We start from the raw sequence: 24,904 nt of genomic DNA on the forward strand, positions 1-24,904 counted from the left end.
GCGAGGCTCAGGCAGTCCCTATCGGCCAGTTGGCCATAACGCAGTTCACTTGCAGAGCGGCGACGTCCGGCTTGACTCCCATACCGACTAATTCCTGCGCTACGTCGGCACGCGATCTACCAGAATTGATCTCATTCTCGATGAATGAAACGAAGGGCAGATTCTTCGCTTCGGCCCCGGGCGGAAGCTCCGCATCGCTTTTTATGCAACGAAGGTAGCTGTGGGTGTCAGCGTGAGCAGGCGATGCCCCCATCAGCACAACCGGGGTCATGACCACCGCCGCGGCGACGTAGATGATGCGCATGCTTGCATCATCTACCCGCCGCCGCAGCCCGGCAATGGGTATGTGTGGGGGCCCATCGCGTCGAGGCGGGCGAGTTGGCCTGTAAGCCGGATTCTGTTATCTGGACGTTTGCACTGTTTGCTGTGTTGGTTGGTAGACAAACGTACAGGTCAGCGCGTTGGTTGTGTTGGCCCATGAGTGCTGTTGCTGAATCTACTGCGGACGCACTGCGGACGCGACCGTCCCGGTCTACACCCTTTCGTCGCGGTCCGCACGAATCGCCGAGCATCTATGTTGGCATCCCACCGACTGCACGCTGATAAGCCCGGATCACCGCGGCGCAGGCACGCCAGATTGCCCGTGCGCTGATGGCTGCGGCAGATGAGGTGGATGGGCTAGACGACGGACGGGCTGCGCCCGGTCCTAGGTGAGTGCGAGTTTCTTTTCTACTTCTCTGGTGGATGCTTCGCCCATGAGTGGCGCACCGTCGTCGTGTCGGGCCGCCTTCCCACCGCGACCCTGTCCATAGATGGGAAGGTGGCTAAAGTCACCACCGCGCTTGTGATAGATCGCGTCGACGATCATCCCGATGGTTAGCTCATTTTTGACGTTGTGAGCTGTCATGGCGTGGGCCGGCGGTGGCGGCGCTTCATCCGGCTTGTACGGCCCTCCGACCTGGATGAACATCATCCGGTGGTCGCGCGGGTAGTAGCAAGCGATCGTGGCCCCGCCCTCTGGGAAGTAATGGGCGACCTGGCCTTCGAGCACGTCGGAAGCCAAATCTGATTCGACGCAGACAACTGTGTTACGAACCCACGGAAAACGAGCGCCGAAATCCGGGTCTCTGCGCATTTGGGCGAAGGCGAACGTGGCGATGGTGTGCGCGTCAACCATCGATCCACCTCCGGACTCGCTGCGGCCACTCACGGCTGATCAGCTCCATCTGTTCGTCCCATGCCCTACTAACTTTAACCGCGTCGTTTGCAACGAGCGCCATGATGGTCCTGCGTTCGCCCAGTTCGTCGGCTGGGTCACTGCTTCGGCCGAACGTATGGCAGTGGACTTCGGAGTGGCAAATATCGATCCGTTCGACCGGTCTGCGTTCTGCTTTGGCGCCGTCGACCGCCGCACGAGCGTTGATCATGATGGCCCAGTCCACATTCAGACCCCTGTAGATGGCGAAGCGAAAAACTAACTCAAAGATCCACCCATCGATCGGTGTGTCATGGAGAACGCTGACGACGTGATCGCGGTAGGTGTCCGGATAGGCCTTCGGATCATATTCTTGCTGACTGGGCGGATATCCAGCATTGATTGAGTACACCTCGCGTCGCTTTCGAGCCATCCGCGTCCTTCAACCAGCGGTGTCATTTCAGTCCCGAAGGATCGATCCGACATTAGGCCCGCGCTGAATCGAGGACAACGGTTTCGGCTCGGGATCGATCCCACCGCAGCGGCAGGCTGTCCAGCAGCATTACCGATGACCCTTCCGACACCCTGTCGGAGATGGGCCGGCTGAATCTCGCGCTCGACGTGGGGTAGCACAGCAGTGAACCGAGTGGCACCGTCATTCGTTTACTGCTTGTCGGGGACCATCAACCGGAGGTACCGATCATGTTTGACGCGACCCGCTCACTCGTCTTTGCTGGGGCAGCAATGCTGACGCTGGGCTTCAGCACCCCCATCGCCAATGCCGACCCGCCAGCGCCCGGCTCCCCGTGCGGCCCCGACAAGGTGATCACGACCATCAACACCTGTGAGCCGCTCAACTCATCGTGCACGGGGTATGACGGCATGGTGATTGGGCGAGTGGCTGCTGACGGGCGGTGCGTGATTCCTGGGCAGGACGGCACCCGGTGGTAGCTTGATTGATCTGCTCGGGATTCATCTTGCGTCATTTCGCAACCTCCTAAATCTTCGTTCCCAGGGGCCTAGGTTGGTCCCGCGTGGCGGGCAGGGGAGAACGACCATGAACATGCCCACCCGCCACGCGGAAGCTGTCAGGCCGTCGTCGCGACGTTCAGCAGCCGGAAGGCGTTCGTAATCACCACATCTGAGCCGGTTCTGAACCACAGCAGCGCCCCGCGCTGGCCGGTCGGCCGCCGCGAGGAGCCGAACAAATGGGGCACCAGTTCGAGCGTGCTTCCGATCCGGTCGACGATCACGAACTGTGAGAAATCCCCGTACAGCAGTAGGTAATTATTCTCGGTCACGGCCGGGTTGTAGGTGCCGTCCATGTTGGAGTTCTCATACACCGTCCGGCCCAGCAACTGGGGCGGATTCTGGGCCAGCTCAGGGAATTTCAGCGCACCATTGCTGGTCTCGAACTGGCGCAGCGTGTTGATGAGCGCCAAGTTGGCGTTCCACACCGCGCGCGGTTGGAATCGCGGCGGCAACGCGTTCTGGACCGCGAACACGTCACCGGAGGCCAGCGTCTCCGGGGTGATCGGCGATACGACGCTGCCGCCAGTGCCGGCAACCCGCGTGATCACACCCGTCGGCTGGCCGGTACCGGAGCCGGTGGTGTACGCGGTAGCGGTGAGCTGGTCGGCGCCGTCCTGCAGCAACTTGCCCAACTCGGACATGAAGCCGAGCGCATCGCCCTCAACTTCAAAGCTGAACGGCACGAACGCATCACCCTTGTAAACAGGGATGGTCGGCTGGCCAAGCGTCGGGCTGGCGTCGGCCACCTCGGTAGCCTCTGCGATCCACTCCGCGGTGACACCGGCCGACGTAACTCCGTTCCACGAGTCGGTGGTGGTCTGCACAATCCGGCTGATTTGGCGCAGTGGGTTGGTCGAGCCGCTCGACGTGAGCAGAACAGTCGGGTCCAAGGTCAATGGCACCAGGAAGCCACCAGCCGAGTCGGTCAAGCTCATGGCGCGCTGCTCGGTCAGCACCGCGTCAGCGGCCCGGTAGGCGTCGGATTCCTCTGGCGTCCAGGTCAGGTGCCCATGGGTGGGGTCGGCCAGCAGCTTGGCGAACGCCCGCTCGTAGTGCTCGGAGCCGGCCGCGGCGGCATAGCGGCGCGTCCAGGACTGTGCCGGGGCCGGGCCTTGGTTCATCAAGTTTTCGACGAGCTCGGCGCCGCGCGCGGCCAACCTGTTGGCCTTCACGGCACTGTCCAGGGCGCGCATGCCAGCGTCGCGCTGCTGCAGCGCCGGGGGGCGGTCCTGGTCATCCTGACCGGACGGTTGCACACTGCCTGCCTCGACGCGCAGTTCACCAGAGGCCAAGCGCGCCACCATATCGCGGCTCGCGGTGACCCGCTGGCGCTGCTGCTCGCGCAGATGGTCGACGCGCTGGGAGAGCTGCTCGAACCGCTGCGCAGCCTCGCCGGTTAGATCACCCTCGGTGTTGTCGAGGAGCTGCTGTGCCGCACTGCGGCACTGCTCCACGGTCATCGTGTCGATATCGGTATCAGTCATGGGATTTTCACCAATCAAGGAGAGATAGCCGGGCCTCGGCTATCGAACGGGGAATGACAAGTTGAGACCGCACACCGTGAACCATGGCGCCGGCATAGGCAGGCAGCGCGGTCAGCGACACTTCGCGCAGGCTGGCCTCGGTGCGGACCACCACGCCGTTGTCGCGGTGTTCGCGAATACCGGTGAAGCCCACCGAGAAGCTGTCGACGGTGCCGCTGCGGACCAGCTCGAGCGCGTCGTCACCGTCGCGGGTCGCGACGATTTCGAACGCGGCGTGCAATCCGTCGCGTTCCTCGCGCAGATCGACAGCCTTGCCCACCGGGAACTGGCGAGTCGCGTGATTGCCGAAAAGCCGGATCTTGTGGCCGCGTTCGGCGATGCTGCGGCGAAATGCGCCGTACTCGAAGCGTTCCCGATACGTCGGGCCGCCGTCGCTGACCTCGGCGACCTGCCCGTAAGGGACAGCGATGCCGTGGACGGTGCGGCCGGCACCGGGCGTCAGTTCTGCAGTGCGATAAAGGATTGCGCTCACGGCGTCACCTGCTCATGCGGAAATATGCGGTCTCGCATGGCGACTGCCTGTCCGGGTTGGCCGCCTCTGCGGCTCCCGGCGCCGGAAGATACCGAGCTGCCGTTCATTGTACAAGGTGCGGACGACATTTCGCGTCACGCCGCGAACGGGTCGTCGTCATCGTCGGAGTCTGTCGGTAGCGACGCCAGCCGCGCCTCCGCTGCCGGGCTGAACCCGAACTCCCGCGCGAACTGCAGTACCTGGGCTCGGGACGCCCGAGCATCGGCCACTGCGGGGTGGGGGTGCTGATGGCCTGTCTTGGGATTGGTGATGATGCGTCCCTCGGCGCGCACAATCGCCACCGCCGCAGCGTGATCGGCGACCGCCTGGCAGTAGCAGGCAAGAGCCTCAGCGTCAGTCGTCTTCAGCATGTCCAACGGTTCCAGTTCCGCCGTAATGCGGTCCCATTCGACCCGTGCCGGCCCATCCAACCAATCCGGAGGATCAGGGGCCTCGCGCACAAACTTTGGCGTCGTCGGCACTTTCCGGCCGCCCGAATCCCTGCCCGGCGATTGGCCCCTCAGCAGCCGCACCTGCGCCGGGGCCGGAATCCGGCCGCTACCTTGACCACCCATCATTTACCTCCGATTTTTGGGTCCGGTTTTCTGAAAAGACAAAACTTTGGCTGTGGCGCCGGTCGCGTCGGCTGGGGTGGGCTTGATGTCCATCCACCCCCCCCATCAGCCTTCCCCGTCCTCGGTTTCGGGTTGGTTCATCGTCACTGCTACGCGCTCAAGTCGGGCCAGGCCGCCAGCCGTGGCCAGTTTTGAGCCGGGCGCGAGGCACGCCAGGTGCGCTGCGGCGATGATGAGCGCTGACAGACGGCCAGCCTTGTCCGCTTGGGCAAGGATGGCGTTGAGGCCATCACGGTCTCGGCGCAGGCGGTAGCGGTAGAACATGGCGCCGCGCTGGAAGTCCTTGCCGTGCGCGCGCTGGTCGTCATCTGGTCCTTCATCCGCGGTGCGCATGTCCATTGCGAAATGTCCGAGGTCTTTGACCCCTTGAGGGGTGCCAATCCTGCTGCCGGGCTCGGCGATGGCCGTGTCGACGATGGCCAGCAGCAGTGCGGCTAGGCGGTTGGCTTCCTCGGCGTGGCGGATGATCTCGTTTACGCCGTCGGCGTCGGCGCGAATGTGGTGGACAAGTAGCGCCGCAGCACGGGCGAAGTCGATACGATTCGGTGCCTGGTTGTCATTGGTCATTGCTGTCTAGTTTCTTCGGTGTTCGGCCATGGTTCAGTCGTTTCCGTCGAGGTCGAACCAGATGGCGCGCATGGGGTCACGGTCCAACAGTTCGTCGAGCCGCTGCTGCTCTGCGTCGAGCTGGATGCTGAGCAGTGCCAGTTCGGACTCTTCGTCGGATAGCTGGTGCGCGGCATGGGCTTCGCCTAGCCGTTGGCGCTGCTGGTCGAGGATGCGCTGACGTTCGGCGCGTGCGTTGTCTTGGCTGCTGTCAGGCATGGTCATCGACCTCGATGACGATGTACAAACTCTTGCAAGGCGCAACCCGGTAGCCGTCACCGGCGCCGACTGCACAGCTGCACTGGTTGTCGGGCAGGTCCACCTCACAGAAGTGGTACGGGCACCCGTTGCCCGGTTGGTGCCGGGCGTGCTGGTGGCTGCGCCCGCAGTTGGGGCACTGGTCGACGAGCACGTAGGCGCCGTCGGGGCTGCGCTTGCAGTCGACGACGCGCAGGGTAGGCAGGGTGGTCATGCTGTGGTTGGTCATTTGCTAGCTCTCCTCGCGTGTTTGCCTGCAGTGCAGTCGTTTCGGTGTTGGTGGTGGACGGCGTAATAGGTTCCGCATCCGGGACAGAACGGTCTGCGGGTAGCTCCCGCAAGCGGCGGCGGATGCTGCCCGTCTATAGGCGTGACAGGCGTGACAGCCGTGCCGTCGACGAATAATGCCTGATCAGTGGGCATTTCGGGTGTCACGCTTGTGTCACGGATGTCACGGCACGGCTCGCTAAGCGTGACGGGCTGACCTGCAATGTCACCGTTGTCACGGTTGTCACGCGTACAGACGGGCGGTAGGTATCGGCGCCACGCCTGAGCGAGTCCATCTTCGCCGTCGACCGTGTATCCCTTGGCCCTGCTGTCACCGATTCGGATGGTGTTCGACCGAACTCCGTACCGCTTCAATTCCTTTGCTAGCCGTTTCTGGTCGAGCGGTTTACCCCATAGGTCGCGCCACTCCGATTCCTCATCGGCGGTCAGTGATGTAACGAGGTCTACCGAGAACATTCGGTCGCGATCGCCGAATGCAGTGCGCACATCGCGGAGTAGTCGAGCGCCGAATGACAGTTCGTCAGGATCCGTATCAAGCACAAAATGGCGGCAAGCGACACGTGCCCGTTCCGGCCAGTCGCCACCAACGAAATCAGCGATCGCGAGAAGGGCTTCCCAGACTTCGGCCGGGCGGTCACGTACCCCGTCGGGCATGGTGGGCCGCATCTCCCGCAGGGCACTGATCGTCTCGCCATTCCAGGCCCAACTCATCAATCCGTTCCACAGCATGTAGGAGTCGGCCCTGGCGTCGCGTTCCCGGTACTCATCGACATGTTCGTCAGGGGCACGACGACGCATGTGGAGGATGATTGAGCGATCAAGAATGGTCCGCGGGATCTTGCCGGCCAGTCCCGCGAGCGCGACCGGTGCAAACACCGGGAATTCGCGGACTTCCATTTTCTTCGCGTCACCCTCGCACCGGTCAACGGTTGCGCCGCGACGGTAGCCAGAGTTGTAGAGGGTGCGAAGATCTTCAGCCTGAGGGTTGTTCGTGCGGCCAAACACGGCGTCCGCCTCGTCCTGCAAGATGGTCGGAAGCAGCTCAGCGAGGAACAGCTCCCCGCCGTCAGCAGCCGCTGGATCATCGACGCTGGCCTTCGCTATCCGCCGATACAGCGCCGCCGTGGTGGTGCTGATGGTGAGTTTGGCGTTCGGGCACAACAGCGCCAGCACTTCGAGAACGCGGGTCTTGCCTGAGCCGGGTTCGGGTGAGTCCAGCACCAGACGCGGCGTCACATAGAACGCGCTGACAGTCCAGGCGTGCGCGATCCACAGGACGATAACGACCAGGTGATGAACCGAGGGAAAAGCGAGGAATCGAGCGGCGAATTGCTCAATCCTGGTTAGCAGTTCGGCGCCGTCGGGATTGTCTTCGGCATACCACTCTGCAAGTTCGTCGGAGCGGTCGACATCGGTCATTGGTCCACCGCCCGCCGTAACCATGGGTGGGCTGCATAGAAATCGTTGCGGCGCAGAATTTCACGGCTCAGCGCCGCCCAGTCGAGAGCGCCAGATACAGCCTTGCTGGCCTCGGCCCGGCTTTCCTGATTTAGCTCGATCCGCAGCGCGTGGTGCTGTCCACCGTCAAGCACGGCCGCCCACTTTCGCGGGTCATCGCGGGCTAACGAGCACCAGGCCGGCGAGCCTAACAGCGGCCAATCATTGACCTGGTTGAGCACTGGCAGGATCAGCTCGTGAACCGACCACCATGAGACCTGTTGCGATTCGACCGCTTTCACGCCGCACCTGCCTTGGCCCGGCAGACCGGTCCCATGTGAGCCCGGACCGACGACGGCGCGACGATCCATTGGTTACACCGACAACACCTTGTCGCAAGCCGAAATCCCCGCTCGGCCGCGGCAATCAGCACATTGAGGTCTGCGCGGTCCTCAGCGGTCAGCGGCTCGTGTAGGTCGTGTCGCCACGGCGCGGTAAAATCGTCACTACCTTTAGCAGTAGAGGTTGCCGCCCCGTTCGCCGCGGGGCGGCTTTTTTCGTGGGTTGTCATGCGACACCGGAACTTGACTTCTCTTGCTCGGCTAACCACGCTTCGACGACCGAGCGCCGCCATACCCGTCGCCGGCCGAGCTTGAAACTAGCTGGCCCGTATCCAATGTGCGCCCAGTAGCGCCACGTGCTAGCGGGTGTGCCGGTCCATTTTTGAAGATCGACCGCGCCTTGAATTTCTTTGGCTAGTTCGTCGAGCGAACCGCTGGTTTCGTTGGTCATAGTTGGTAGAGTGCAGAGTTAATTGCACAGTTTCAACATCGCACCGACGTACCGAGATGAGAGGTTTGCGACAGAAATGCCAGGTAAGCGTCACCGGATCGGTGGCGAGTCCAGAACGATCGAGACCGAGGACCGCTCGATGAAGTGGGTAATCTCGGGCGACTACGTGTGGATCAGCGTGAGCGGCGCGCCCGTTTTCGATGAGGATGGCACGTTGATGCGTCACTTCGACTTGGACGTAACGCCACTGACGGACGGTGAGTGGAGTCCGTCGGCGAGGTTGTTTCCGACATGGGTCGAGTTTGAGCTGCGTGGCCGCGATTACCCCGACTTTCACTGCAAAGTGGAGCTTCGAGACGATGTTCCTCGGATGGTCGAATTTGGTTGGCGCGCAAGGGAGAACCAGGAGGAGATTCGTCAGAAGCATCTTCGTGCGATCGAGGTGTCAGCCATTCTCAGCATGGTCTACGGAATGTGGGTCGTAGAGCTCCGCGACGTCTGGCGCGACAAGGGCGGACTTGGCATCCCGACGGAGCTCGGCTCCGAGCAAGAGCGCGTCGTGCGGGGACTCTTATACGACATGCGAGCGGGTCGACGACATGTCAATGCCGAGCTGCTGAAGCAGGTGGCCGACGTTTACCGCGCCAACTTTCACAAAGCCCCGGCCGAGGCAGTCGCGCGGACATTCGGGGTCAAGCCGCGAATGGCTCACGAGTATGTGCGGCGCGCACGGGAGCGCGGTTTCTTACCTCCGACAACACAGGGAAAGAAGAAAATGTGAGCGGCAAGCGCAATCGTAGGGCTGGCGTCGAGGACCGCTGGACCAAGACAGTTCACGACGAGCACGGCAACGCACAGACTGTGCCGAGTTCCAGCCACGGCAAGGGCAAGCGGTGGCGGGCACGGTATGTCGACGATCTGGGCCGCGAGCACGCTCAGAGCTTCGCTCGCAAGATCGACGCACAGCACTGGCTCGATGAAGTCACGGCCGCGGTCGTCACCGGCCAGTATGTCGACCCGAAGGCCGGTCAAGTCACTTTCCGGAACTACGCGGAGCGGTGGCGCCAGATGCAGGTGCAGCGTCCCAGCTCCCGAGCACACGTCGAGACGATGCTTCGCAGACACGCCTATCCGACGCTAGGGGATCGTTGCCTCTCGTCGATCATGCCCAGCGACATACAGGCGTGGGTGAAGGGGCTGGAATTGGCGCCGGCCACGGTGGGCGTCGTCCACGGCCTCGTCTCCACAGTGATGAAAGCCGCGATGCGGGACAAACGGATCGCGTCGAACCCGTGCGACGGGACGAAATTGCCGAAGGTGCAGCGCAAGCAGATTGTGCCGCTGACGACCGAGCAGGTGGCCGCGGTCCGCGACGAGCTGCCACCACAGTTACAGGCGCTCGTCACGCTGGCGGCGGGTACTGGGATGCGGCAGGGTGAATGCTTCGGCCTGACAGTCGACCGTGTTCGGTTCCTTGAGCGCACCGTGACGGTCGACCGGCAGCTCGTCACAGTACAGGGGCAAGCGCCGACGCTGGCACCGCCCAAAACGCGAGCCAGCAGCCGCACCATCCCGCTCCCCCAAGTCGTTGTCGATGCGCTGGCCGCACATCTGGCGGAGTTCCCTGCCGCGCCGGATGGCCTGATGTTCACCCTGTCGGGAAAGCCGATCACCCGGTCGGTATTCGGACACAAGTGGCGCGCAGCAGTAGAGACCGCGGGGCTACCGGCCGGAACCGGCTTCCACGCGCTACGCCACTACTACGCAAGTCTGCTCATCCGGCACGGGGAAAGCGTGAAAACGGTTCAGGCGCGTCTCGGTCACGCCAGCGCGGTCGAGACGCTGGACACCTACAGCCACTTGTGGCCCGATTCTGACGACCGGACGCGGGACGCGATCGACTCGGTACTCGGAGCTACTGCGGACGCACTGCGGACGAAGGCGGCTCCGAGTGGCTGAATGTGCAGGTTAGAGAGTTTGCTGGGACGAGTTGGCCTGTAAGCCGGATTCTGTTCCTCACCGCCGCGGCGTAGCAACGGCGGCAAGGCGGCGACCATCCATCTGGGCACACCGTTGCCGGGTGCCTCGAGCGGTCCACCCGCAGGCATCGGGCGAGCAACCCTCGAACGCCTGCGCGGCCGCACCTTCCGGTGCAACCTTCTTGACCTTGCTTCGGGTGGGGTTTGCCTAGCCATCCCGGTCACCCGGGATGCTGGTGCGCTCTTACCGCACCGTTTCACCCTTACCACCGCGTGGGTGGCGGTCTGCTTTCTGTGGCACTTTCCCGCGAGTCACCTCGGATTGCCGTTAGCAATCACCCTGCTCTGTGAAGTCCGGACTTTCCTCGACTCGACGCCGGATCTCTCGAACCGGTGCGAGCCGCGGCCGCCCAGCCAACTCGTCCGCGACGAACACGGTACTCGCTGCGGGATGTTGCGGCCACTGGGCCGTGGAGCATGGTCCGTCGCGGATGTCGCGACCAATGGGTCGCCGGAAGAGAGCCGCCGATTCCAAAGCGCTATCACATGCGCTAGCAGTTTTCTGACTCGGTTGGTGCCATCGGGATCGGTGCTGAAGTGGCGCGTGTAACTGCGGGTCCACTTTCGTCCGATGTTGCTTACTGGTAGAACAGCCACAGACAGGACTGGAGTACCGATGGCTCAGTGGGAAAAGCGCGTCGACTCCGGCGATTGGGACGCGATCACCGCTGCGCTCAACGAATATGGCGGGGCCCTGTTGCCGAAGCTGATCACCACCAGCGAGGCGGCGCATTTGCGCAAGCTCTACGCCGACGACAGCTTGTTCCGCTCGACCGTCGACATGGCACCCAAGCGGTACGGCGCCGGACAGTACCGGTACTTCCAGGCGCCCTATCCCGAACCGATCGAACGCCTCAAGCAGGCGCTCTATCCCCGGCTACTGCCGATAGCACGCGACTGGTGGGGCAAGCTGCGGCGCGATGCCCCCTGGCCGGACAGCCTTGACGAGTGGCTGGCCAAGTGCCATGCCGCCGGCCAGACCAGATCTACCGCGCTGATGCTGAAGTACGGCACCGACGACTGGAATGCCCTGCACCGGGATCTCTACGGCGACTTGGTGTTTCCGCTTCAGGTGGTGATCAACCTGAGCGATCCCGCCCGCGACTACACCGGCGGCGAGTTCCTGCTCGTCGAACAGCGGCCGCGGGCCCAATCTCGCGGTACCGCAATGCAATTGCCGCAGGGCCATGGTTTCGTGTTCACCACTCGGGAGCGACCACTGCAGTCCAAGCGCGGGTGGTCGGCCGCGCCCGTGCGGCACGGACTTTCGACGGTCCGTTCCGGCGAACGCTATGCCATGGGGCTGATTTTCCACGACGCCGCCTGACGATTATCGTCGCGGCGGTGAACACGACCCCAGAACGGCTGAAGGTAGTCCTCGCGGGTGGCAGCGGATCGTTGGGCCGCCGCATCGCAGCCGACCTCGCCCCCGGCGGCCACGACGTGGTGGTCCTGACCCGTCGCGTCAACCCGGCACTGGACATCCGCCAAGTGCCGTGGGATGGCCGCACTCTGGGCGACTGGGCCGCCGAACTCGACGGAGCCAACACCGCCGTCATCAACCTGGCCGGAAAACTGGTGGACTGCCGGCCCACCCCCCGCAACATCGCCGAGCTCAGGGGCAGCCGAGTGCTGGCAACCAGAGCCCTCGTCGAGGCCAGCACACAGTTGAAATCCCCGCTGGCACACTGGATTCAGGCCAGTACCACCGCGATCTGGTCGGACGCGGGCGAGACCCGCTGCGACGAAACCACACCACTGCCGACCGGGCTACCGCAGATGACCGGCGTGGCAAAGCCGTGGGAACAAGCTTTTGCCGGCGCCAACACGCGCCACGGCGTAATCCTGCGCACCGCGGTAGTGCTCGACCCGGATTCCCCCGCCCTGACCCGACTGGTCGGGCTCACCAAATACGGATTGGGCGGACGGGTTGGCACGGGGCGCCAGTGGTTCTCCTGGATTCACTTGTCGGACTGGCTGGCGATCGTGCGGGCGTGTCTGGGCTTGACACCGGGAGTGACCATGCCGGCCGGCGTCCTAGTCGCGGCCGCCGATCACCCGGTGCGCAACCGCGAGCTGATGGCGACTCTGCGCCGGCAACTGCACCGGCCGGCAGCTCCGCCTACCCCCGCCGCGCTCGTGAAACTCGGCGCGGCGGTGCTGCGCACCGATCCCGCGCTGGGTCTGACCGGACGGCATGCTACGTCGACAGTGTTGCGGGACACCGGCTTTGAGTTCATGTTCCCAACGCTGGACGCGGCCCTGGCGGACCTGTTGAGTTAGTCGAAGCAGACCACGCTGCGTGCGCCCCGTCCGGCACTCATATCGGTGAACGCCGTCTCGACATCGTCGATCCCGATGCGACGGGTCACCAGCGCCTCGAGGTCCAGCCGGCCGCTTGAAGCAAGTTCGGCCAGCACCGGGATATCGCGGACCGGGTCGCTTGCCCCGTAGACGCTGCCCTGAATCTTCTTGCCATCGGACATCAACGACAGCGCGGGAAGCGTGACCTCATCTTTGAGACCGGCGGCACCCACCAAAGTGACCTTGCCGCCGCGACGGGTGGCCTCGTAGGCCGCGCGGATGGTCGCGGGCTTGCCCACCACCTCGATTCCGTGATCGACCCCGGCGCCGCCGGTGAGGTCACGCACGGCGGTCGGGAGGTCGACGTCACTCGCGTCGACGGTGTCGGTCGCACCATTGGCGACGGCCGCGGGAAGCTGGGCTGCCATCCGGTCGGCGGCGATGATCCGCGCCGCACCCGCTAACCGAGCCCCCTGGATAGCAGCCAAACCCACACCGCCGCAACCGATTACCAGCACACTCTCTCCCGGACGGACGGCCGCTGTGTGCATCACCGCGCCGACCCCGGTGGTAACGCCGCAACCCAGCAACGCGGCTTGATCGAGGGGCAATGACTCGTCGACCCGCACCACCGCCGCCGCCGGTAGCAGCGTCTCTTCGGCCAACGACGCGACGCCCATTCCGGGCCACACGGGGCCAGCGCCCTCGGCGTACGGAGTGCCGTAGACGTGGTCGTAGCTGTGCAGGCACAATTCGGTTTCGCCGCGCAGGCAATGCGGGCAGGACCGGCATGGCACGCTCCACGTCAGTACGACGTGCTCCCCCGGCTGGACGGTGGTGACGTCGTCGCCCACCTCGGTGACCACCCCGGCGCCCTCGTGACCAAGCGTGCACGGCAGCAGCGTCGGTATGGACCCGTCGCGCAGCGACAGGTCGCTATGGCATACGCCGCTGGCGGCCAGCCGAACCCGCACCTCGTGGCCGGCCAGCCGGCGTAGCTCAAGCTCCTCCACAGCGGTGGGCTGCCCAACTTCACGCAGCACGACAGCCTTCATATCGACTTACGATGGCTGGACGACCGCGCCGGGTCAAGGAGCTGGGTTATGACGGGTTCAACGACGACAACGCAACCGGTGTTGACGATCGGCGGACAGCCCCAGCCGGGAGGCGCCGGCAGCTACCCGGTCCACAATCCGGCCCGGCCGGCCGAGGTCGTCGGCCACGCCCCGACCGCTGACCTCAGCCAGCTGGACACAGCGGTGGCCGCCGCGCGGCGGGCGGCTCCCGGATGGCGAGCGCTCAGCGTCGCCGAGCGCGTCGCCGTCATATCGGCCGCCGCGAACGCTGCCGCTGAATACCTGATCGGACATGACGGCGCGCCGTTGTACACCCGTGAGCACGGCAAGGTGCTCGCGGAGGCGACGTTCGAAATCAACACCGCACCGGGCCTGGCGGGATTGATCGGGTCGATGGCCGAGGCCGCGCTCGCGCCCGAGCCAATCGACCCTCCGGCGAAATACCCGCGGCTGCAACGGGAGCCGTTCGGGGTGGCCGCGCTGGTGCTGCCGTTCAACTGGCCGCTCGCGCTGACGATGACCAAACTCACGTCGGCGTTAGTCGCCGGCAACACGTGCGTCGTCAAGGTGCCCCCGACGTGTCCGCTGGCGGCGTTGGAGCTCGCCGGAGCGATGGCTGGCGCACTGCCGCCCGGGGTGGTGAACGTCTTGTCCGGGCCAGGCAGCGAGCTGGCGCAGGCGCTGGTGACCCATCCGGGCATCGACCTCATCTCGCTGACTGGCGGCATAGCCACCGGGCGTGCCGTGATGGCCGCGGCCGCGGCGCGGCTCACCCCGGTGCTGCTCGAGCTCGGCGGCAACGACGCGGCGATCATCGGTCCCGACATCAAGGTCACCGACGAGCTGGTGGAGCGCCTGGTGACCGCGACGTACACCACCGGCGGGCAGGTCTGCATGGCGATCAAGCGGCTGTATGCGCCCACGAATCTGGTGGGCGACCTCGCCGAGGCGGTGCTCACCCGCTGCGAACGCGAAGTCATCGGCGACGGGCTCGCCGAGGAGACCACCCTTGGGCCGCTGCACACCGCGGCCGGACGAGACCGCGTCGCCAGGCTGCTCGGCGACGCCGAGGCGCATGGCGCCAGAATCCGGACTGCCGGACGGATCCGGGAAGCCGACGCCGACGCGGGCGGCTACTTCGTGCTGCCGACCGTCGTGACCGACCTGGCCCCAGACTCCGCGTTGGCCACCGAGGAGCAGTTCGGCCCGGTGCTGCCGATCTTCGGCTACGAGGACATCGACAATGCTGTAACTGCCGCCAACGCAACCGAATTCGGGCTTACCGCGTCGGTGTGGACCGGTGACGACACGCTTGCCGACCGGATCGCCGGGCAGTTGGTGGCCGGCACGGTGAGCATCAACTGCCACGGCATGGCCGCACAGGATCCGCGGCTGCCGTTCGGCGGCTGCGGTCAGTCGGGCATCGGCCGCGAGCTCGGAGTCGAGGGGATCCGGGCGTTCACCCAGCCGCGGACGTTCGTCCGGCACCCGGTTCCCGGTTAGCGGCCGTATCGCGTAGCCGGCGACGTTTTGACCGCTACCCCAACGGCATGCGGCAGAGCTATTCGCAGGCGATGCCGTCGTTGTCACGATCAAGACCGGGACGGTAGCCCGGATCGCCCTTATGGATCGGTGCCACTCCGGCGGCGCGGGCCTCAGCGCAGTTCTTGTAGTAAGGATCGGCCTGGGCCGTCCCGACTCCCAATAGTGCACCGCTGAGGAGCGCACCGCCGATGGCGGCGACAATCATCTTCTTCACTTGCTTTCTCTTTCTCCAGGGGCCACTTGCCCCAAGTCTTGTTATGCCGGACAGCCAGTCGGCGACCACAACCCGCGTTCCTGGGCTCGGGCATCGCTCTGGGCGGCCTTGAAGTCCTGCTGATAGCGATATGGCACGTAGTAGGTGTATTCGTGTGCATAGCCATCGGCGATCATGTCCAGGTTGAACAGCCGCCCTGAGCTGGTCCAGACGTAGGCCAGGGTGCGCCCGTATTTGTCGACGACGTCCTGCGAGGGGTCAGTCTCCAGATACACGGACTGCCCGCCGAGTATCGCCTGGGCCTGCACTGAGGCTTCTAAAGCGAAGCACTGCACCGGCTTTCGTGGATTCACTGTCTCGGGAGTATCGATGCCGATCATCCGGACCTTCTGACGTTTGCCGTTGTTGTTGACCCAGATAGTGTCGCCGTCAACGACTTTCGTCACCGCGACTGGACCCTGGAGACCCGGCGGCATCAGTGGGTAAGCGTGAGCCGGGGTGGCCTTCGCCACCCCTCCCATCAGGACCACTACGATCGCGACTGCCGTGAGCAGGCTGCGTCGGTGTGGCACACTCGCCGCCATCGTCATGCTGAACTTCCCTGTATTCCATTCGGATTCGTCGGTCTGGCCCTCCAGGAGCGCATCGGGCAAAGTCATCCACTAGAGCACTGTCAGACGGAGCTGTAGGGGTGGTACTGCCACGGACACAGCGTGAATACCGCATCCATCACCCACATCTGAGCCGACGCGATGGTCGGAATATTCGAGGACGGCGTGTTGAGGTACAGCCAGCGCGCCGTGTCGTCACCGTTCTCATAGTTCAGCCGAGTGCAGATGGTGTGCCCGGTCTGGATAGCCGTGGCGGTGTCGTAGATGGTGAACCCGTGCTGGTTCAGCGCCTGCAAGTAGGCGACCTCTCCGGTGGCGGCATGGGCCGAAGGAGCCAGCCCGGCGGCGCCAACAATCCCGGCGGCGACCAGACCACCGACAGTGGCGACCGCCTTTCTGGAAATGCTGCTCATTCCAGGCCTCCGTTCGCTGCGCCTGCATCAGGCGGTGGTGTCATGGCCGTCCTTCGCGTAGCCGGACTGAACGCGCACCAGCACGGTGTCCTCGTAGTGGCGTAGCTGAACCAGGTGTTGCCAGCCGCATGCGCGAGCCCGCCCCGATCGGGCCACCGGCGCGGCCCACGACGCTGATATTGAGTGATTGCTGGTGTGCACTCAGTAACATCCGCTTGCGGACACGACGAGTGATTTTCCCCGGGCATCAATGTATTCGGAGATTTGCCAGGTCGCCATCCGCCGAACGGATGACAGGGGCTGTAGCACCCGTTGGTGAAATTCCATACTTAGCTCGTGCAGATGGTCTGGGTTTACCGGGTGCTGCAGGTTTTGAGCCTTGTCGCGTAACTGATGCCCGGCATATGTATCGCGACTTCTGGGAGCCGGTATGTGGTCGCGTTGCCGATCCCGCCGCTAATCCCTCACGGGCCTCCCTACCCGCTCGATCACAGATCGTGGACGCTGAGGATGCCGTCTTGGATCGCTCTGGCAACGAGTGCCGACTTTGTCGGCGCTGGTCTGCCGGCCGCCGCGTATTTCGCTCGGGCTCGTTGCAGGTGTGTACGGACCGTCGTCGGCTCGATAAAGAGCCTCTTGGCTACCTGTTCTTTGTTCTCGGTCTGAAACCACGCGATGAGGACTTCGCGTTCGCGAGTGCTTAGACGCGGCCGACCCACGGTCCTATCCCTGAGAAGCGCTTTGGCCATCGTCGGGGCAACGTAGGGCGTATCTGTGCGTGCCGAGCAGATCGCCTCGAACAAATGATTGCCGCTTTCAGACTTGGCCACGTAGCTCACAGCTCCGGCATCGAGGCTGTTCAGGATGATTTCGTCGCTGACGAGGTACGAGTACACGATGACCCGATTGCCTGCCTGGCAGAGCTGACGAAGAGCACCGAATTCGGGACCGTCGTCGTACTGCAGTGCAAATAGAACCGCGTCCACCTCTGATGTCGCTGCCGGGTCAACGGACATGAATTCCGCCGGATACGAGTAGTTGCCCACGACCTTGATGGGGGGCTCGGTCCCGCTCAGCCACGCTTCGATACCGGCATGCACGACGTACTGGCCGTCGATGATGACGATTGATATCTCTGGCCGAACCCCGCCTGCCGCAGACACCGCTGAACCCCTGCTAACCGATGTGCCGCACTTCCGATCCCGACGAGTTCCCATTTCGATGAGGTTTGCAAACATCACCGGAGGCGAGCCATTTGCTGCTTCATCCGCCGGACAAATCCGCGTCAAAGGGACTTCGAGGCAGCGTGCAGTTCTGCTCGCGCCTGGTCGATCTGGTCGAAGGCGTACCTGGTGATGGCGGCGGCACTCATTCCCGCGCCCTTACGGGCGAGCGACTCGTATGTCTGCTCCCCAAGGACCTCGCGTAGGTGCGTGATCGCGGCGTTGATCTTGGGAAACGACGCGGCAGTCAGTGGGCTGACAGCGAAACCCGCGATGGTGGCCGCCGGTTCGTAGTGTTCGAGCCGGTCGAGAAGGATTGCCAGGTTCGTGAAGCGCGAGCGAAGAGTGACGATGTTGCCGGAATCGTGCAAGTGCCGAATCGCCAGACTGATGTGATCGAGCGCTGACAGCGGATCGTCGCGTTCCACTTCGACTTGCGCGAGATTGGCGGCTATGTGCGATTCATTGAAGCGGTTACCGCTGTCGTGAGCGACCGACAGCCCACGGCGCATCGCTTCGAGAGCGCGGTCGGGGTCGGCACTGCGCCATGCAAAGCCATAGGCCATCAGCGCCAACGAGATGGTGTGAGGGTTGCAGGTGGCCTCGGCGGCATCAACGAGGCCGTCAACGGTGGCGATCGCTTCGCCGTCGGAACCCGCAATCGTCAATAACGTGGCCAGGTATGCCGTCAATCGGGGCTCTGCTGCGCGCTGTGTTGCAAGCCGGGCGCGACACCACTCGACCGCTCGATCTGGCTGACCGATGGTCAGGTACGAATTGGCCAGCACGCCCTCGACGCCGAAGGGGACTTCACCGCGACCTGCCCGCATCGCAGCCTGCCCGGCGTCGCTGTATTGGAGAGCCTCCTCGATGCGTCCGACGATCCAGCACTGCGCCGCCATCGCGTACAGAAACACCAGCCGCGGGTGGTCGACAGCGCGGGCGGGATCGACCGTCTCTTCGGCCCAGGCGGTGGGCTCGTAGTTTTCGAGCCAGAAGCCGAGGAATGCCGCGTAAGTGGCGATCGCGGCGCTCGCGTCCAGGTTGCCGTGGTCGGCGGCCCACCGAAATGCGGTGCGCAGGTTGGCCAACTCGGTTGTGAACCAGTCGTACGCCTCCAGCTGTCGGGGGCTATCCCACAGAGCCAGGATGTCGGCTTCCTTTCCGGCGAAATGGTGGGCGTGCGCGGTACGAACCTTTTCCACCTCGCCGGTCGCCGCGAGTTGCTCCTCGGCGAACTGGCGAATGGTCTCCAGCATCGAAAACCTGGACCGCCCCGCCGATCGGTCGACCACGAGCAGCGACTTGCGCACCAACGCATCGAGCCGATACAGGACCGCGTACTCGTCATTGCCATCGAATCCAGCTGCGGCACAGGCGCTTTCGAGGCCGAAACCACCAGCGAATACCGAACAGCGATGCAACAACATCTTTTCCGCGTCGTCGAGCAGGTCATAAGACCACGACACCGCGTGGCGCAATGTTTGGTGACGTTCCAGTCCACGCCGTGAACCGACCAGCAGCCGAAATCGATGATCAAGGCGGTCTCGTACTTCACTGGCGGTCATGGACGCCATCCGCGATGCCGCGAGTTCGATGGCCAACGGAATCCCATCCAGACGCTGACAAATCTCGGTGACCGCGGCAGCTTCATCGCTGTCGACCATCGAAAAGCCCGGCGCAATCCCTTGTGCGCGTTCGACGAACAGAGTTACCGCCGGAGAGTCGATCCCTGCTGCCGCGTCCAGCGACCGCACAGGCCGCACGCGTTCCTGGGCGAGCCCGAGGCCTTCTCGACTGGTGGCTAATACTCGCACCGTCACGGAATGCTTAAGGATGGTGTCGATCAAATCGGCTGCGGCATCGAGCACGTGCTCGCAGTTGTCGAACACCAACAGCCGGATTCTGCCCTCCAGGGCGGCGGCTATCGACTCGCTCACTGTCTTACTGGGTTGCTGGTTGACGCCGAGCACGGCGGCCACCGCGTCAGGCACCGCCGCGGGATCGGTCACCGCCGCAAGCTCGAAAACCCAAACGCCGTCAGCGAACTCAGAAGCCAGTCGCGCAGCCACTTCCAATGCCAAGCGGGTCTTGCCGACGCCGCCTACCCCGGTCAACGTCACCAACCAATCGGACCTCACCGCGGTGCCGAGCTCCTCGACCTCGGCCTCGCGTCCGATCAGGCTGGTAGTCACAGGCCGCAGATTTCCGGCAACCGTATCTAAAGCCCGCAGCGGCGGAAAGTCGGTGCGAAGTCCGGTCGCCCGTAGTTGAAAGAGACCAACCGGCACCGGTACATCTCGCAGGCGTCGCGGTCCCAGATCAATCAGGTCCACTCCATGGAGCAGACTCGCCGTCGACTCGGCTAGCAGGACCTGGCCGCCATGGCCTGCGGCCATTACCCTTGCGGCCCGGTTGAGCACCACGCCGAAGTAGTCACCGTCGCGCAGTTCGGCCTCCCCGGTCGCGATGCCCATTCGCACCGGCAACTCAAGTTCCAATTGGGCTTGCACGGCGGCGTCGACAGCCGAGCGTGGGGATGCAAACGCAGCGGCAACACCATCACCGGAATGGCTGAAGACAAATCCACCGTTGTCCTCAATCGCTGTGCGCGGCACGTCGTCATGGACGGCCAGCGCGTACCGCATGCCGTCCGCGTCTGCCTCCCACCGACGAGTCGAACCCTCGATATCGGTGAACAGGAAGGTCACCACCCCCGAAGGGGCCATCCCCGCGGACACCCGATCAGGATGACACACAAAACTCATATCAAGGCAACGTCGGCGAATCGAATCTCGAGACACCGCAGGCGGCCGACCGGCGCCGGCGCGTAAGTGTCGTCGGTTCGCCTGCGCGACAAAGCGTTTGCGGTCACTCACGGCAACGCGAGTACAGTAACTCCGATGGCTGTCGCTTCGTCGAATGAGCGGATGATCGCTGGCGTCGCCTCCGCGTCCCTCTCGCTCGGGGTGGCCCAGCTGGTGGGCATCCCGTTCGGTGCGCAAGCCGATGCGCGTACCGCGATCGGCTCTGCCGTTGTCGACCTGACACCGGGTCCGATCAAAGAGTGGGCGATTCAGACTCTGGGCTCATTCGACAAACTGTTCTTGGCCATCACCGTGCTCGTGGCGATCGCCGCGATTGCCGCAATCGCCGGGTCTCTCGAGACTCAGCGCCGTCCGTTCGGTAGCGCGGTGATTGCCGCGGCGGGCGTCCTCGGATGCGTCGCGGTGCTCTCGCGACAGGGTGCGACGGCACTTGACACAATCCCCACCATCGCGGGCGCCATCTCCGGCGTCGCGGCCCTGCGCCTACTCACCCGACGGTACTGGTCCCGACACGAGGACAGGCCCGACCCCGACGAGCCGGATGCCGACAGGCGCAGATTGGTAATCTTCGGATTGCTCGGCTTCGGAGTCGTCGGTGGCGTGGCGGGTGCCGTCATCACGCGATTGGTGCACTCGGTGGCCGCTGACCGAAACAGCGTCGCGCTTCCCCAGCCCAGCAGGCCGGCGCCACCGATACCTGCCGAGGTGCAACCGAATGGCATTGCCCTGCCGAGCTTTATCACCTCAAGTGCCGACTTCTATCGGGTGGACACCGCACTCATCATTCCTCAACTCAGCCACCGCGATTGGCGACTGCGCATCCACGGCATGGTAGACCGCGAAACCACCTACAGCTTCGACAACCTCGCCAAGTTCGACGTCGTGGAAAAGGCGGCGACGTTGACCTGTGTCTCGAATCCCGTTGGCGGAAACCTGATTTCGACGGGCATCTGGACGGGCTACCGGGTGGCCGATCTACTGGCCGCGGCAGGTGTGCACGCCGGTGCGGACATGGTGCTCTCCACATCGATTGACGGGTTCACCGCCGGCACGCCGGTGCAAGCGCTCACCGACGGCCGGGACGCGCTTTTGGCAGTCGGACTCAACGGTCAACCGCTACCGATCGAGCATGGCTACCCGGCCCGGCTGGTAGTACCGGGGCTCTACGGATATGTGTCCGCCACCAAGTGGGTCGTCGAATTGGAACTGACCCGCTTCGACAGAGCAAAGGCGTACTGGACGCGGCAGGGCTGGGCTCCGCGTGCACCCGTCAAGACCGAGTCGCGGATCGATGTGCCCAAAGGTGGTCAGAAGGTGCCGATCGGGCCCGTCATGTTCGGCGGAGTCGCGTGGGCACAGAATCGTGGTGTGCGGGCGGTAGAGGTCCTTATCGACGACGGCGGGTGGCAGCCCGCTGAACAGGGCGCGAGCTATTCCAACGAGACGTGGCGGTTGTGGAGGTTCCCTTGGCAGGCGAAAAACCCTGGGAGACATACCATCACCGTGCGCGCCACCGACAACACGGGAGCTGTCCAAACCTCCGATCAGGCTGGCAGCGTGCCGGACGGCGCCACCGGCTGGCACACGGTGGACTTCACCGTGGTGGGTACGTGAAGCGCTATCTCAGCGTCCTTTGGAAGGGAGCTTCCGCCAACTGACTACCGCAATCATCAGACCGATCAGCACTGTGATCGGACCGATGATGGACCAGGTCGTGGTGTTGCTCATCGGGCTGCCTTGAAGCACTCCGAAGCCCTGCAATGCCCAGATCAGACCGAACACCGCGACCAGCAGCCCGAATGCGAATGTGACGACGAAAGTCCTTCTCATATGGGGATGTTATGCGGCCGGAGAGCGAGATGTACGCCTCGCCGCGACCACCCTCACTCGAGAACGCTGCCGGGCTAGGCTGCGCGGACCGAATCCCTCATGGGGTGCGACCAGGCGGGCTCACCGTTCGCGGTTCACGATTACCATTGTCACCGACACGGTCTACAGCAGGGGTATTCATGAGAGTCGCTGGCACGGTTATTCGTTTCGACGACGTACGCGGGTACGGGTTTATTTCTCCTGACGCGGGCGGAGAAGACGTATTCCTGCATGCTAATGATCTCGAGATCAATAAAGCACGTGTCCGGCCAGGCCTCAAAGTGTCATTCGAAGTCGAAGAGGGCGCTCGGGGAAAGTTCGCAACAGCTGTCCGTCTACATACGCCGGCCACGGAGGCTAAACCGGCGAGCGATGACGCGTCAAACCCCTCAGACGGCGATTACTTCGATGTTCTCTCGGTCGACGATTTTAAGCGAATTGTCACGGAAATGCTTTTGCATATCGATCACCCACTCAACGGAGACCAGATTCTCGAAGTGCGCACAGGTCTAGAGACGCTCGCACATAAATATGGCTGGATTGAATCTTTGTAATCGAGCACAGCTGCCTTCAGTTGTGTGAGTAGTGCTGATCAACAATTCCCGCCATCCGCTGACCGTTGTCTCGTTTATGGTCCATTTCGAGACAGCTTCCAGTTCTATTCGGGCGGGCGTCCGCCAGTCGCAGCGGGCGCGAACTTACGCCGGCCTTGACCTAGCACAGTGGGGGTGGGACAACTGGCGGTGTGACTCGCATCATCGACTCGGACCAGCACCTCTATGAGAGCCGCACGATGTGGGCCGACCACATCGACCCCGCTGCCCGCAACGACGCGTTGAGTCTTATCGACGACGAACTCGGCTACACGTGGCTCAGCTGGCGCGGCGCTCCCCTCGGCCTAGCCGACGTCCACCTTCCCGGCAACACCGCGTCCTGCGGCGAACACCGCAACCGTCAGCGGGCCGGCGAGCCCGCCTCCTACCGGTACGACGAAGCCTTGCCCGCCGCTTACTGGCAGCCCGCGTCCCGCCTACGCTGGCTCGACGAGGCGGGACTCGATGAGGCAGTCCTGTTCCCCAATTTCGGGCTGCTCTGGGAACGCCGCCTGTCGCCATCGCTTCCGGCGTTGACCGCCAACATGACCGCATGGAACCGGTGGTGCGCGGTCGTGCGAGCCGAAGGTGCAGGGCGACTGCATCCGGTCGCGCATCTGACGTTGCGCGACCCGCACTGGCTCGAGGCCGAGCTGGATACGCTGGCGGGCGCGGGCATCGAGCTGGCGATGATCGCCGCCGGGCCAGTGGACGGCCGGGAACTGTCGCACCCTGAGCACGACCGGATCTGGTCCGCATTCGTCGACCATGCCGTCACGCCGTTGTTTCACGTCGCCGATCAGGTGCGGGTCTTCGACGATTGCTGGTATCCCGGCGATCAACGGGGCGACTTGGCCGCGGTCACCGAGGCGGTATTTCTGTGGGTGCCGCCGGCACTGGCGTTGTCCGATCTGATCCTGCACGGCGTCTTCGACCGTCATCCAGGTCTGCGGCTCGGCGTGGTCGAGCTGAGCTCCGCCTGGGTGCCGCAGTTCCTGATGATGTTGGACGGTGCGTCCGCCTTCACCACCCTGCTCAACGGCGAGCCGGTCGCGAAATTGTCACGGCGGCCGAGCGAGTACTTTCTCGACCATGTCCGGGTGTCCTCTTTCTCCTACGAGAACCCCAAGCAGCTGGCCACGATGAGCGGCGACGTGTTCATGTTCTGCAGCGACTATCCGCACTCCGAGGGAACCGCGACGCCGATGGACGATTATCGGCAAATCGGTTGCGAGGCAAAGCAAATGCCCGGTTTATTTCACGCAAACATCGACTCGTTGCTCAACCGATAGCCGGCCCGGTCTCCGAACTCCTCAGGCGACGGGCTCGGGCGTGCGCGCGCCGCCGCAAACCTGACTTGGCTGGGGCGACCGCGCTAAACCCCGCGCAGTTCGTGTGGTTTTCGCGTGTCGAGCATTTCTTCGCTGATGCGGGCGGCATATCCGCTGGTGCGGACGAGGCGGCCCGGATTTGTCGTAGGTGGCTGCAATGATGCGGTTATGTCGTCGAGCGCATCGTGTGGCACTGCGGGGTTGCGCCCTGATCAGCATCTTGAGGTGCTGTTTGAGGAGTTGGCGGAGTTGACGGGTCAGCGCAATGCGATTGATGGGCGCATTGTCGAGATCGTCGCCGAGGTGGATCGCCAGGAGTTGTGGGGGTCTACCGGTGCGCGGTCGGTGGCGGCGTTGGTGGCCTGGAAGACCGGGGTGTCACCGGGAAACGCTGCGACGATCGCGACCGTGGCGGGGCGGCTGGAGGCGTTCCCGCGCTGCGCGCAGGGCATGAAGGAGGGCCGGCTGTCGCTGGATCAGATCGGGGTGATCGCGCATGGGGCGGCCGAGGGATCTGATGAGCACTATGCCGAGCTGGCCCGGGTGGCCACGGTCAGCCA

At 64.0% G+C, this 24,904-nt stretch carries 31 protein-coding genes and 1 other RNA gene; 10 read left to right on the plus strand and 22 right to left on the minus strand.

Annotated elements, in window-relative coordinates; all coding sequences use genetic code 11:
• Nucleotides 1-7: 7 nt before the first annotated feature.
• The 3 genes from A5791_RS04155 to A5791_RS04165 form a co-directional block, all read right to left on the minus strand.
• Nucleotides 8-304 (minus strand): hypothetical protein, encoded by a 297-nt coding sequence (locus tag A5791_RS04155; protein ID WP_067231563.1) that lies wholly within the window; start codon nucleotides 302-304, stop codon nucleotides 8-10.
• 402 nt (nucleotides 305-706) lie between these two features.
• A complete protein-coding gene (locus A5791_RS04160) occupies nucleotides 707-1,177 on the minus strand; it encodes a hypothetical protein (protein ID WP_067231567.1) in 471 nt (156 codons plus the stop codon).
• Nucleotides 1,170-1,628, minus strand: coding sequence for a hypothetical protein (locus A5791_RS04165; protein ID WP_156660985.1), 459 nt, complete (start codon nucleotides 1,626-1,628; stop codon nucleotides 1,170-1,172). The genes A5791_RS04160 and A5791_RS04165 overlap by 8 nt, the downstream gene beginning before the upstream one ends.
• A gap of 269 nt (nucleotides 1,629-1,897) precedes the next feature.
• Here A5791_RS04165 and A5791_RS04170 point away from each other — a divergent pair, with 269 nt between their 5' ends.
• Complete coding sequence (locus A5791_RS04170; protein ID WP_067231574.1) at nucleotides 1,898-2,146, plus strand: hypothetical protein; 249 nt, start codon at nucleotides 1,898-1,900, stop codon at nucleotides 2,144-2,146.
• 137 nt (nucleotides 2,147-2,283) lie between these two features.
• On the opposite strand, the gene A5791_RS04175 is transcribed toward A5791_RS04170, so the two are convergent.
• The 10 genes from A5791_RS04175 to A5791_RS04215 all read right to left on the minus strand — a co-directional run bounded on the left by A5791_RS04175 (nucleotide 2,284) and on the right by A5791_RS04215 (nucleotide 8,298).
• The gene (locus tag A5791_RS04175; RefSeq protein WP_067231577.1) at nucleotides 2,284-3,711 is read right to left on the minus strand and encodes a phage major capsid protein; all 1,428 of its coding nucleotides are present in this window, start codon (nucleotides 3,709-3,711) and stop codon (nucleotides 2,284-2,286) included.
• Between the two features lie 7 nt (nucleotides 3,712-3,718).
• Nucleotides 3,719-4,243 carry an HK97 family phage prohead protease gene (locus tag A5791_RS04180; RefSeq protein WP_067231580.1) on the minus strand — a complete coding sequence of 175 codons (525 nt, stop codon included), beginning with the start codon at nucleotides 4,241-4,243 and terminating at the stop codon, nucleotides 3,719-3,721.
• Between the two features lie 134 nt (nucleotides 4,244-4,377).
• A complete protein-coding gene (locus A5791_RS04185; RefSeq protein WP_082966727.1) occupies nucleotides 4,378-4,857 on the minus strand; it encodes a phage terminase small subunit P27 family in 480 nt (159 codons plus the stop codon).
• Between the two features lie 105 nt (nucleotides 4,858-4,962).
• A complete protein-coding gene (locus A5791_RS04190; RefSeq protein WP_067231587.1) occupies nucleotides 4,963-5,484 on the minus strand; it encodes a hypothetical protein in 522 nt (173 codons plus the stop codon).
• A 33-nt stretch (nucleotides 5,485-5,517) separates the two neighbouring features.
• Nucleotides 5,518-5,742, minus strand: a complete 225-nt coding sequence (locus A5791_RS04195) for a hypothetical protein (protein WP_067231590.1) — start codon at nucleotides 5,740-5,742, stop codon at nucleotides 5,518-5,520.
• Nucleotides 5,735-6,010 (minus strand): hypothetical protein, encoded by a 276-nt coding sequence (locus tag A5791_RS04200; RefSeq protein WP_067231593.1) that lies wholly within the window; start codon nucleotides 6,008-6,010, stop codon nucleotides 5,735-5,737. The genes A5791_RS04195 and A5791_RS04200 overlap by 8 nt, the downstream gene beginning before the upstream one ends.
• Nucleotides 6,007-7,488, minus strand: coding sequence for a DUF3631 domain-containing protein (locus A5791_RS04205; RefSeq protein WP_082966721.1), 1,482 nt, complete (start codon nucleotides 7,486-7,488; stop codon nucleotides 6,007-6,009). Before A5791_RS04205 ends, A5791_RS04200 begins: the two co-directional genes overlap by 4 nt.
• Nucleotides 7,485-7,808: a DUF2742 domain-containing protein gene (locus tag A5791_RS04210; RefSeq protein ID WP_067231646.1), complete on the minus strand. Its 324-nt coding sequence runs from the start codon at nucleotides 7,806-7,808 to the stop codon at nucleotides 7,485-7,487. Before A5791_RS04210 ends, A5791_RS04205 begins: the two co-directional genes overlap by 4 nt.
• Nucleotides 7,805-8,140 (minus strand): DUF6011 domain-containing protein, encoded by a 336-nt coding sequence (locus A5791_RS27620; RefSeq protein WP_369828014.1) that lies wholly within the window; start codon nucleotides 8,138-8,140, stop codon nucleotides 7,805-7,807. Before A5791_RS27620 ends, A5791_RS04210 begins: the two co-directional genes overlap by 4 nt.
• The gene (locus A5791_RS04215) at nucleotides 8,074-8,298 is read right to left on the minus strand and encodes a hypothetical protein (RefSeq protein ID WP_067231597.1); all 225 of its coding nucleotides are present in this window, start codon (nucleotides 8,296-8,298) and stop codon (nucleotides 8,074-8,076) included. Before A5791_RS04215 ends, A5791_RS27620 begins: the two co-directional genes overlap by 67 nt.
• A 22-nt stretch (nucleotides 8,299-8,320) precedes the next feature.
• Here A5791_RS04215 and A5791_RS04220 point away from each other — a divergent pair, with 22 nt between their 5' ends.
• Nucleotides 8,321-9,079, plus strand: coding sequence for a hypothetical protein (locus A5791_RS04220; protein ID WP_156660987.1), 759 nt, complete (start codon nucleotides 8,321-8,323; stop codon nucleotides 9,077-9,079).
• Nucleotides 9,076-10,257 (plus strand): site-specific integrase, encoded by a 1,182-nt coding sequence (locus A5791_RS04225; protein ID WP_197504592.1) that lies wholly within the window; start codon nucleotides 9,076-9,078, stop codon nucleotides 10,255-10,257. The genes A5791_RS04220 and A5791_RS04225 overlap by 4 nt, the downstream gene beginning before the upstream one ends.
• A 23-nt stretch (nucleotides 10,258-10,280) precedes the next feature.
• Here A5791_RS04225 and rnpB read toward each other — a convergent pair.
• An RNA gene (gene rnpB / locus A5791_RS04230) (RNase P RNA component class A) lies at nucleotides 10,281-10,699 on the minus strand.
• Nucleotides 10,700-10,953: 254 nt separating this feature from the next.
• Between rnpB and A5791_RS04235 the strand changes: the two genes are divergently transcribed.
• On the plus strand, nucleotides 10,954-11,664 hold the full coding sequence (locus A5791_RS04235; protein WP_067231602.1) for a 2OG-Fe(II) oxygenase: 711 nt from the start codon (nucleotides 10,954-10,956) through the stop codon (nucleotides 11,662-11,664).
• A 17-nt stretch (nucleotides 11,665-11,681) separates the two neighbouring features.
• Nucleotides 11,682-12,620 (plus strand): epimerase, encoded by a 939-nt coding sequence (locus A5791_RS04240; protein ID WP_231995796.1) that lies wholly within the window; start codon nucleotides 11,682-11,684, stop codon nucleotides 12,618-12,620.
• Here the strand turns inward: A5791_RS04240 and A5791_RS04245 are convergent.
• On the minus strand, nucleotides 12,617-13,696 hold the full coding sequence (locus A5791_RS04245; protein WP_067231605.1) for a Zn-dependent alcohol dehydrogenase: 1,080 nt from the start codon (nucleotides 13,694-13,696) through the stop codon (nucleotides 12,617-12,619). The two genes, A5791_RS04240 and A5791_RS04245, sit on opposite strands and share 4 nt — an antisense overlap.
• Nucleotides 13,697-13,744: 48 nt before the next feature.
• On the opposite strand from A5791_RS04245, the gene A5791_RS04250 reads away from it, so the two are divergent.
• Entirely contained in the window at nucleotides 13,745-15,220 is a 1,476-nt protein-coding gene (locus A5791_RS04250) for an aldehyde dehydrogenase family protein (protein WP_067231608.1), read from the plus strand.
• Between the two features lie 58 nt (nucleotides 15,221-15,278).
• On the opposite strand, the gene A5791_RS04255 is transcribed toward A5791_RS04250, so the two are convergent.
• From A5791_RS04255 to A5791_RS04275, 6 genes are all read right to left on the minus strand, one after another.
• Nucleotides 15,279-15,467, minus strand: coding sequence for an excalibur calcium-binding domain-containing protein (locus tag A5791_RS04255; RefSeq protein WP_067231657.1), 189 nt, complete (start codon nucleotides 15,465-15,467; stop codon nucleotides 15,279-15,281).
• Between the two features lie 50 nt (nucleotides 15,468-15,517).
• The gene (locus A5791_RS04260) at nucleotides 15,518-16,135 is read right to left on the minus strand and encodes a thermonuclease family protein (protein WP_231995797.1); all 618 of its coding nucleotides are present in this window, start codon (nucleotides 16,133-16,135) and stop codon (nucleotides 15,518-15,520) included.
• 14 nt (nucleotides 16,136-16,149) lie between these two features.
• Nucleotides 16,150-16,500, minus strand: a complete 351-nt coding sequence (locus tag A5791_RS04265; RefSeq protein ID WP_067231612.1) for a DUF732 domain-containing protein — start codon at nucleotides 16,498-16,500, stop codon at nucleotides 16,150-16,152.
• Nucleotides 16,501-16,527: 27 nt separating this feature from the next.
• Nucleotides 16,528-16,701, minus strand: a complete 174-nt coding sequence (locus A5791_RS26340) for a hypothetical protein (protein ID WP_156660988.1) — start codon at nucleotides 16,699-16,701, stop codon at nucleotides 16,528-16,530.
• A 287-nt stretch (nucleotides 16,702-16,988) separates the two neighbouring features.
• Nucleotides 16,989-17,663, minus strand: coding sequence for a response regulator transcription factor (locus A5791_RS04270; protein ID WP_067231616.1), 675 nt, complete (start codon nucleotides 17,661-17,663; stop codon nucleotides 16,989-16,991).
• Nucleotides 17,664-17,785: 122 nt separating this feature from the next.
• Nucleotides 17,786-20,491 carry an NB-ARC domain-containing protein gene (locus tag A5791_RS04275; protein WP_082966724.1) on the minus strand — a complete coding sequence of 902 codons (2,706 nt, stop codon included), beginning with the start codon at nucleotides 20,489-20,491 and terminating at the stop codon, nucleotides 17,786-17,788.
• 135 nt (nucleotides 20,492-20,626) lie between these two features.
• Here A5791_RS04275 and A5791_RS04280 point away from each other — a divergent pair, with 135 nt between their 5' ends.
• Nucleotides 20,627-22,165 carry a molybdopterin-dependent oxidoreductase gene (locus A5791_RS04280; protein WP_067231624.1) on the plus strand — a complete coding sequence of 513 codons (1,539 nt, stop codon included), beginning with the start codon at nucleotides 20,627-20,629 and terminating at the stop codon, nucleotides 22,163-22,165.
• A 9-nt stretch (nucleotides 22,166-22,174) separates the two neighbouring features.
• Here the strand turns inward: A5791_RS04280 and A5791_RS04285 are convergent, their stop codons facing one another.
• Nucleotides 22,175-22,381 (minus strand): hypothetical protein, encoded by a 207-nt coding sequence (locus A5791_RS04285; RefSeq protein ID WP_067231627.1) that lies wholly within the window; start codon nucleotides 22,379-22,381, stop codon nucleotides 22,175-22,177.
• 179 nt (nucleotides 22,382-22,560) lie between these two features.
• On the opposite strand from A5791_RS04285, the gene A5791_RS25780 reads away from it, so the two are divergent.
• The 3 genes from A5791_RS25780 to A5791_RS04295 form a co-directional block, all read left to right on the plus strand.
• Nucleotides 22,561-22,974, plus strand: a complete 414-nt coding sequence (locus tag A5791_RS25780) for a cold-shock protein (RefSeq protein ID WP_082966725.1) — start codon at nucleotides 22,561-22,563, stop codon at nucleotides 22,972-22,974.
• A gap of 191 nt (nucleotides 22,975-23,165) precedes the next feature.
• On the plus strand, nucleotides 23,166-24,305 hold the full coding sequence (locus A5791_RS04290) for an amidohydrolase family protein (RefSeq protein WP_067231631.1): 1,140 nt from the start codon (nucleotides 23,166-23,168) through the stop codon (nucleotides 24,303-24,305).
• 207 nt (nucleotides 24,306-24,512) lie between these two features.
• The coding region (locus A5791_RS04295) for a DUF222 domain-containing protein (protein WP_156660989.1) at nucleotides 24,513-24,904 on the plus strand (392 nt) is incomplete at its 3' end.

This window comes from Mycobacterium sp. 852002-51163_SCH5372311 (assembly GCF_001667115.1).
Taxonomy (GTDB): Bacteria; Actinomycetota; Actinomycetes; order Mycobacteriales; family Mycobacteriaceae; genus Mycobacterium.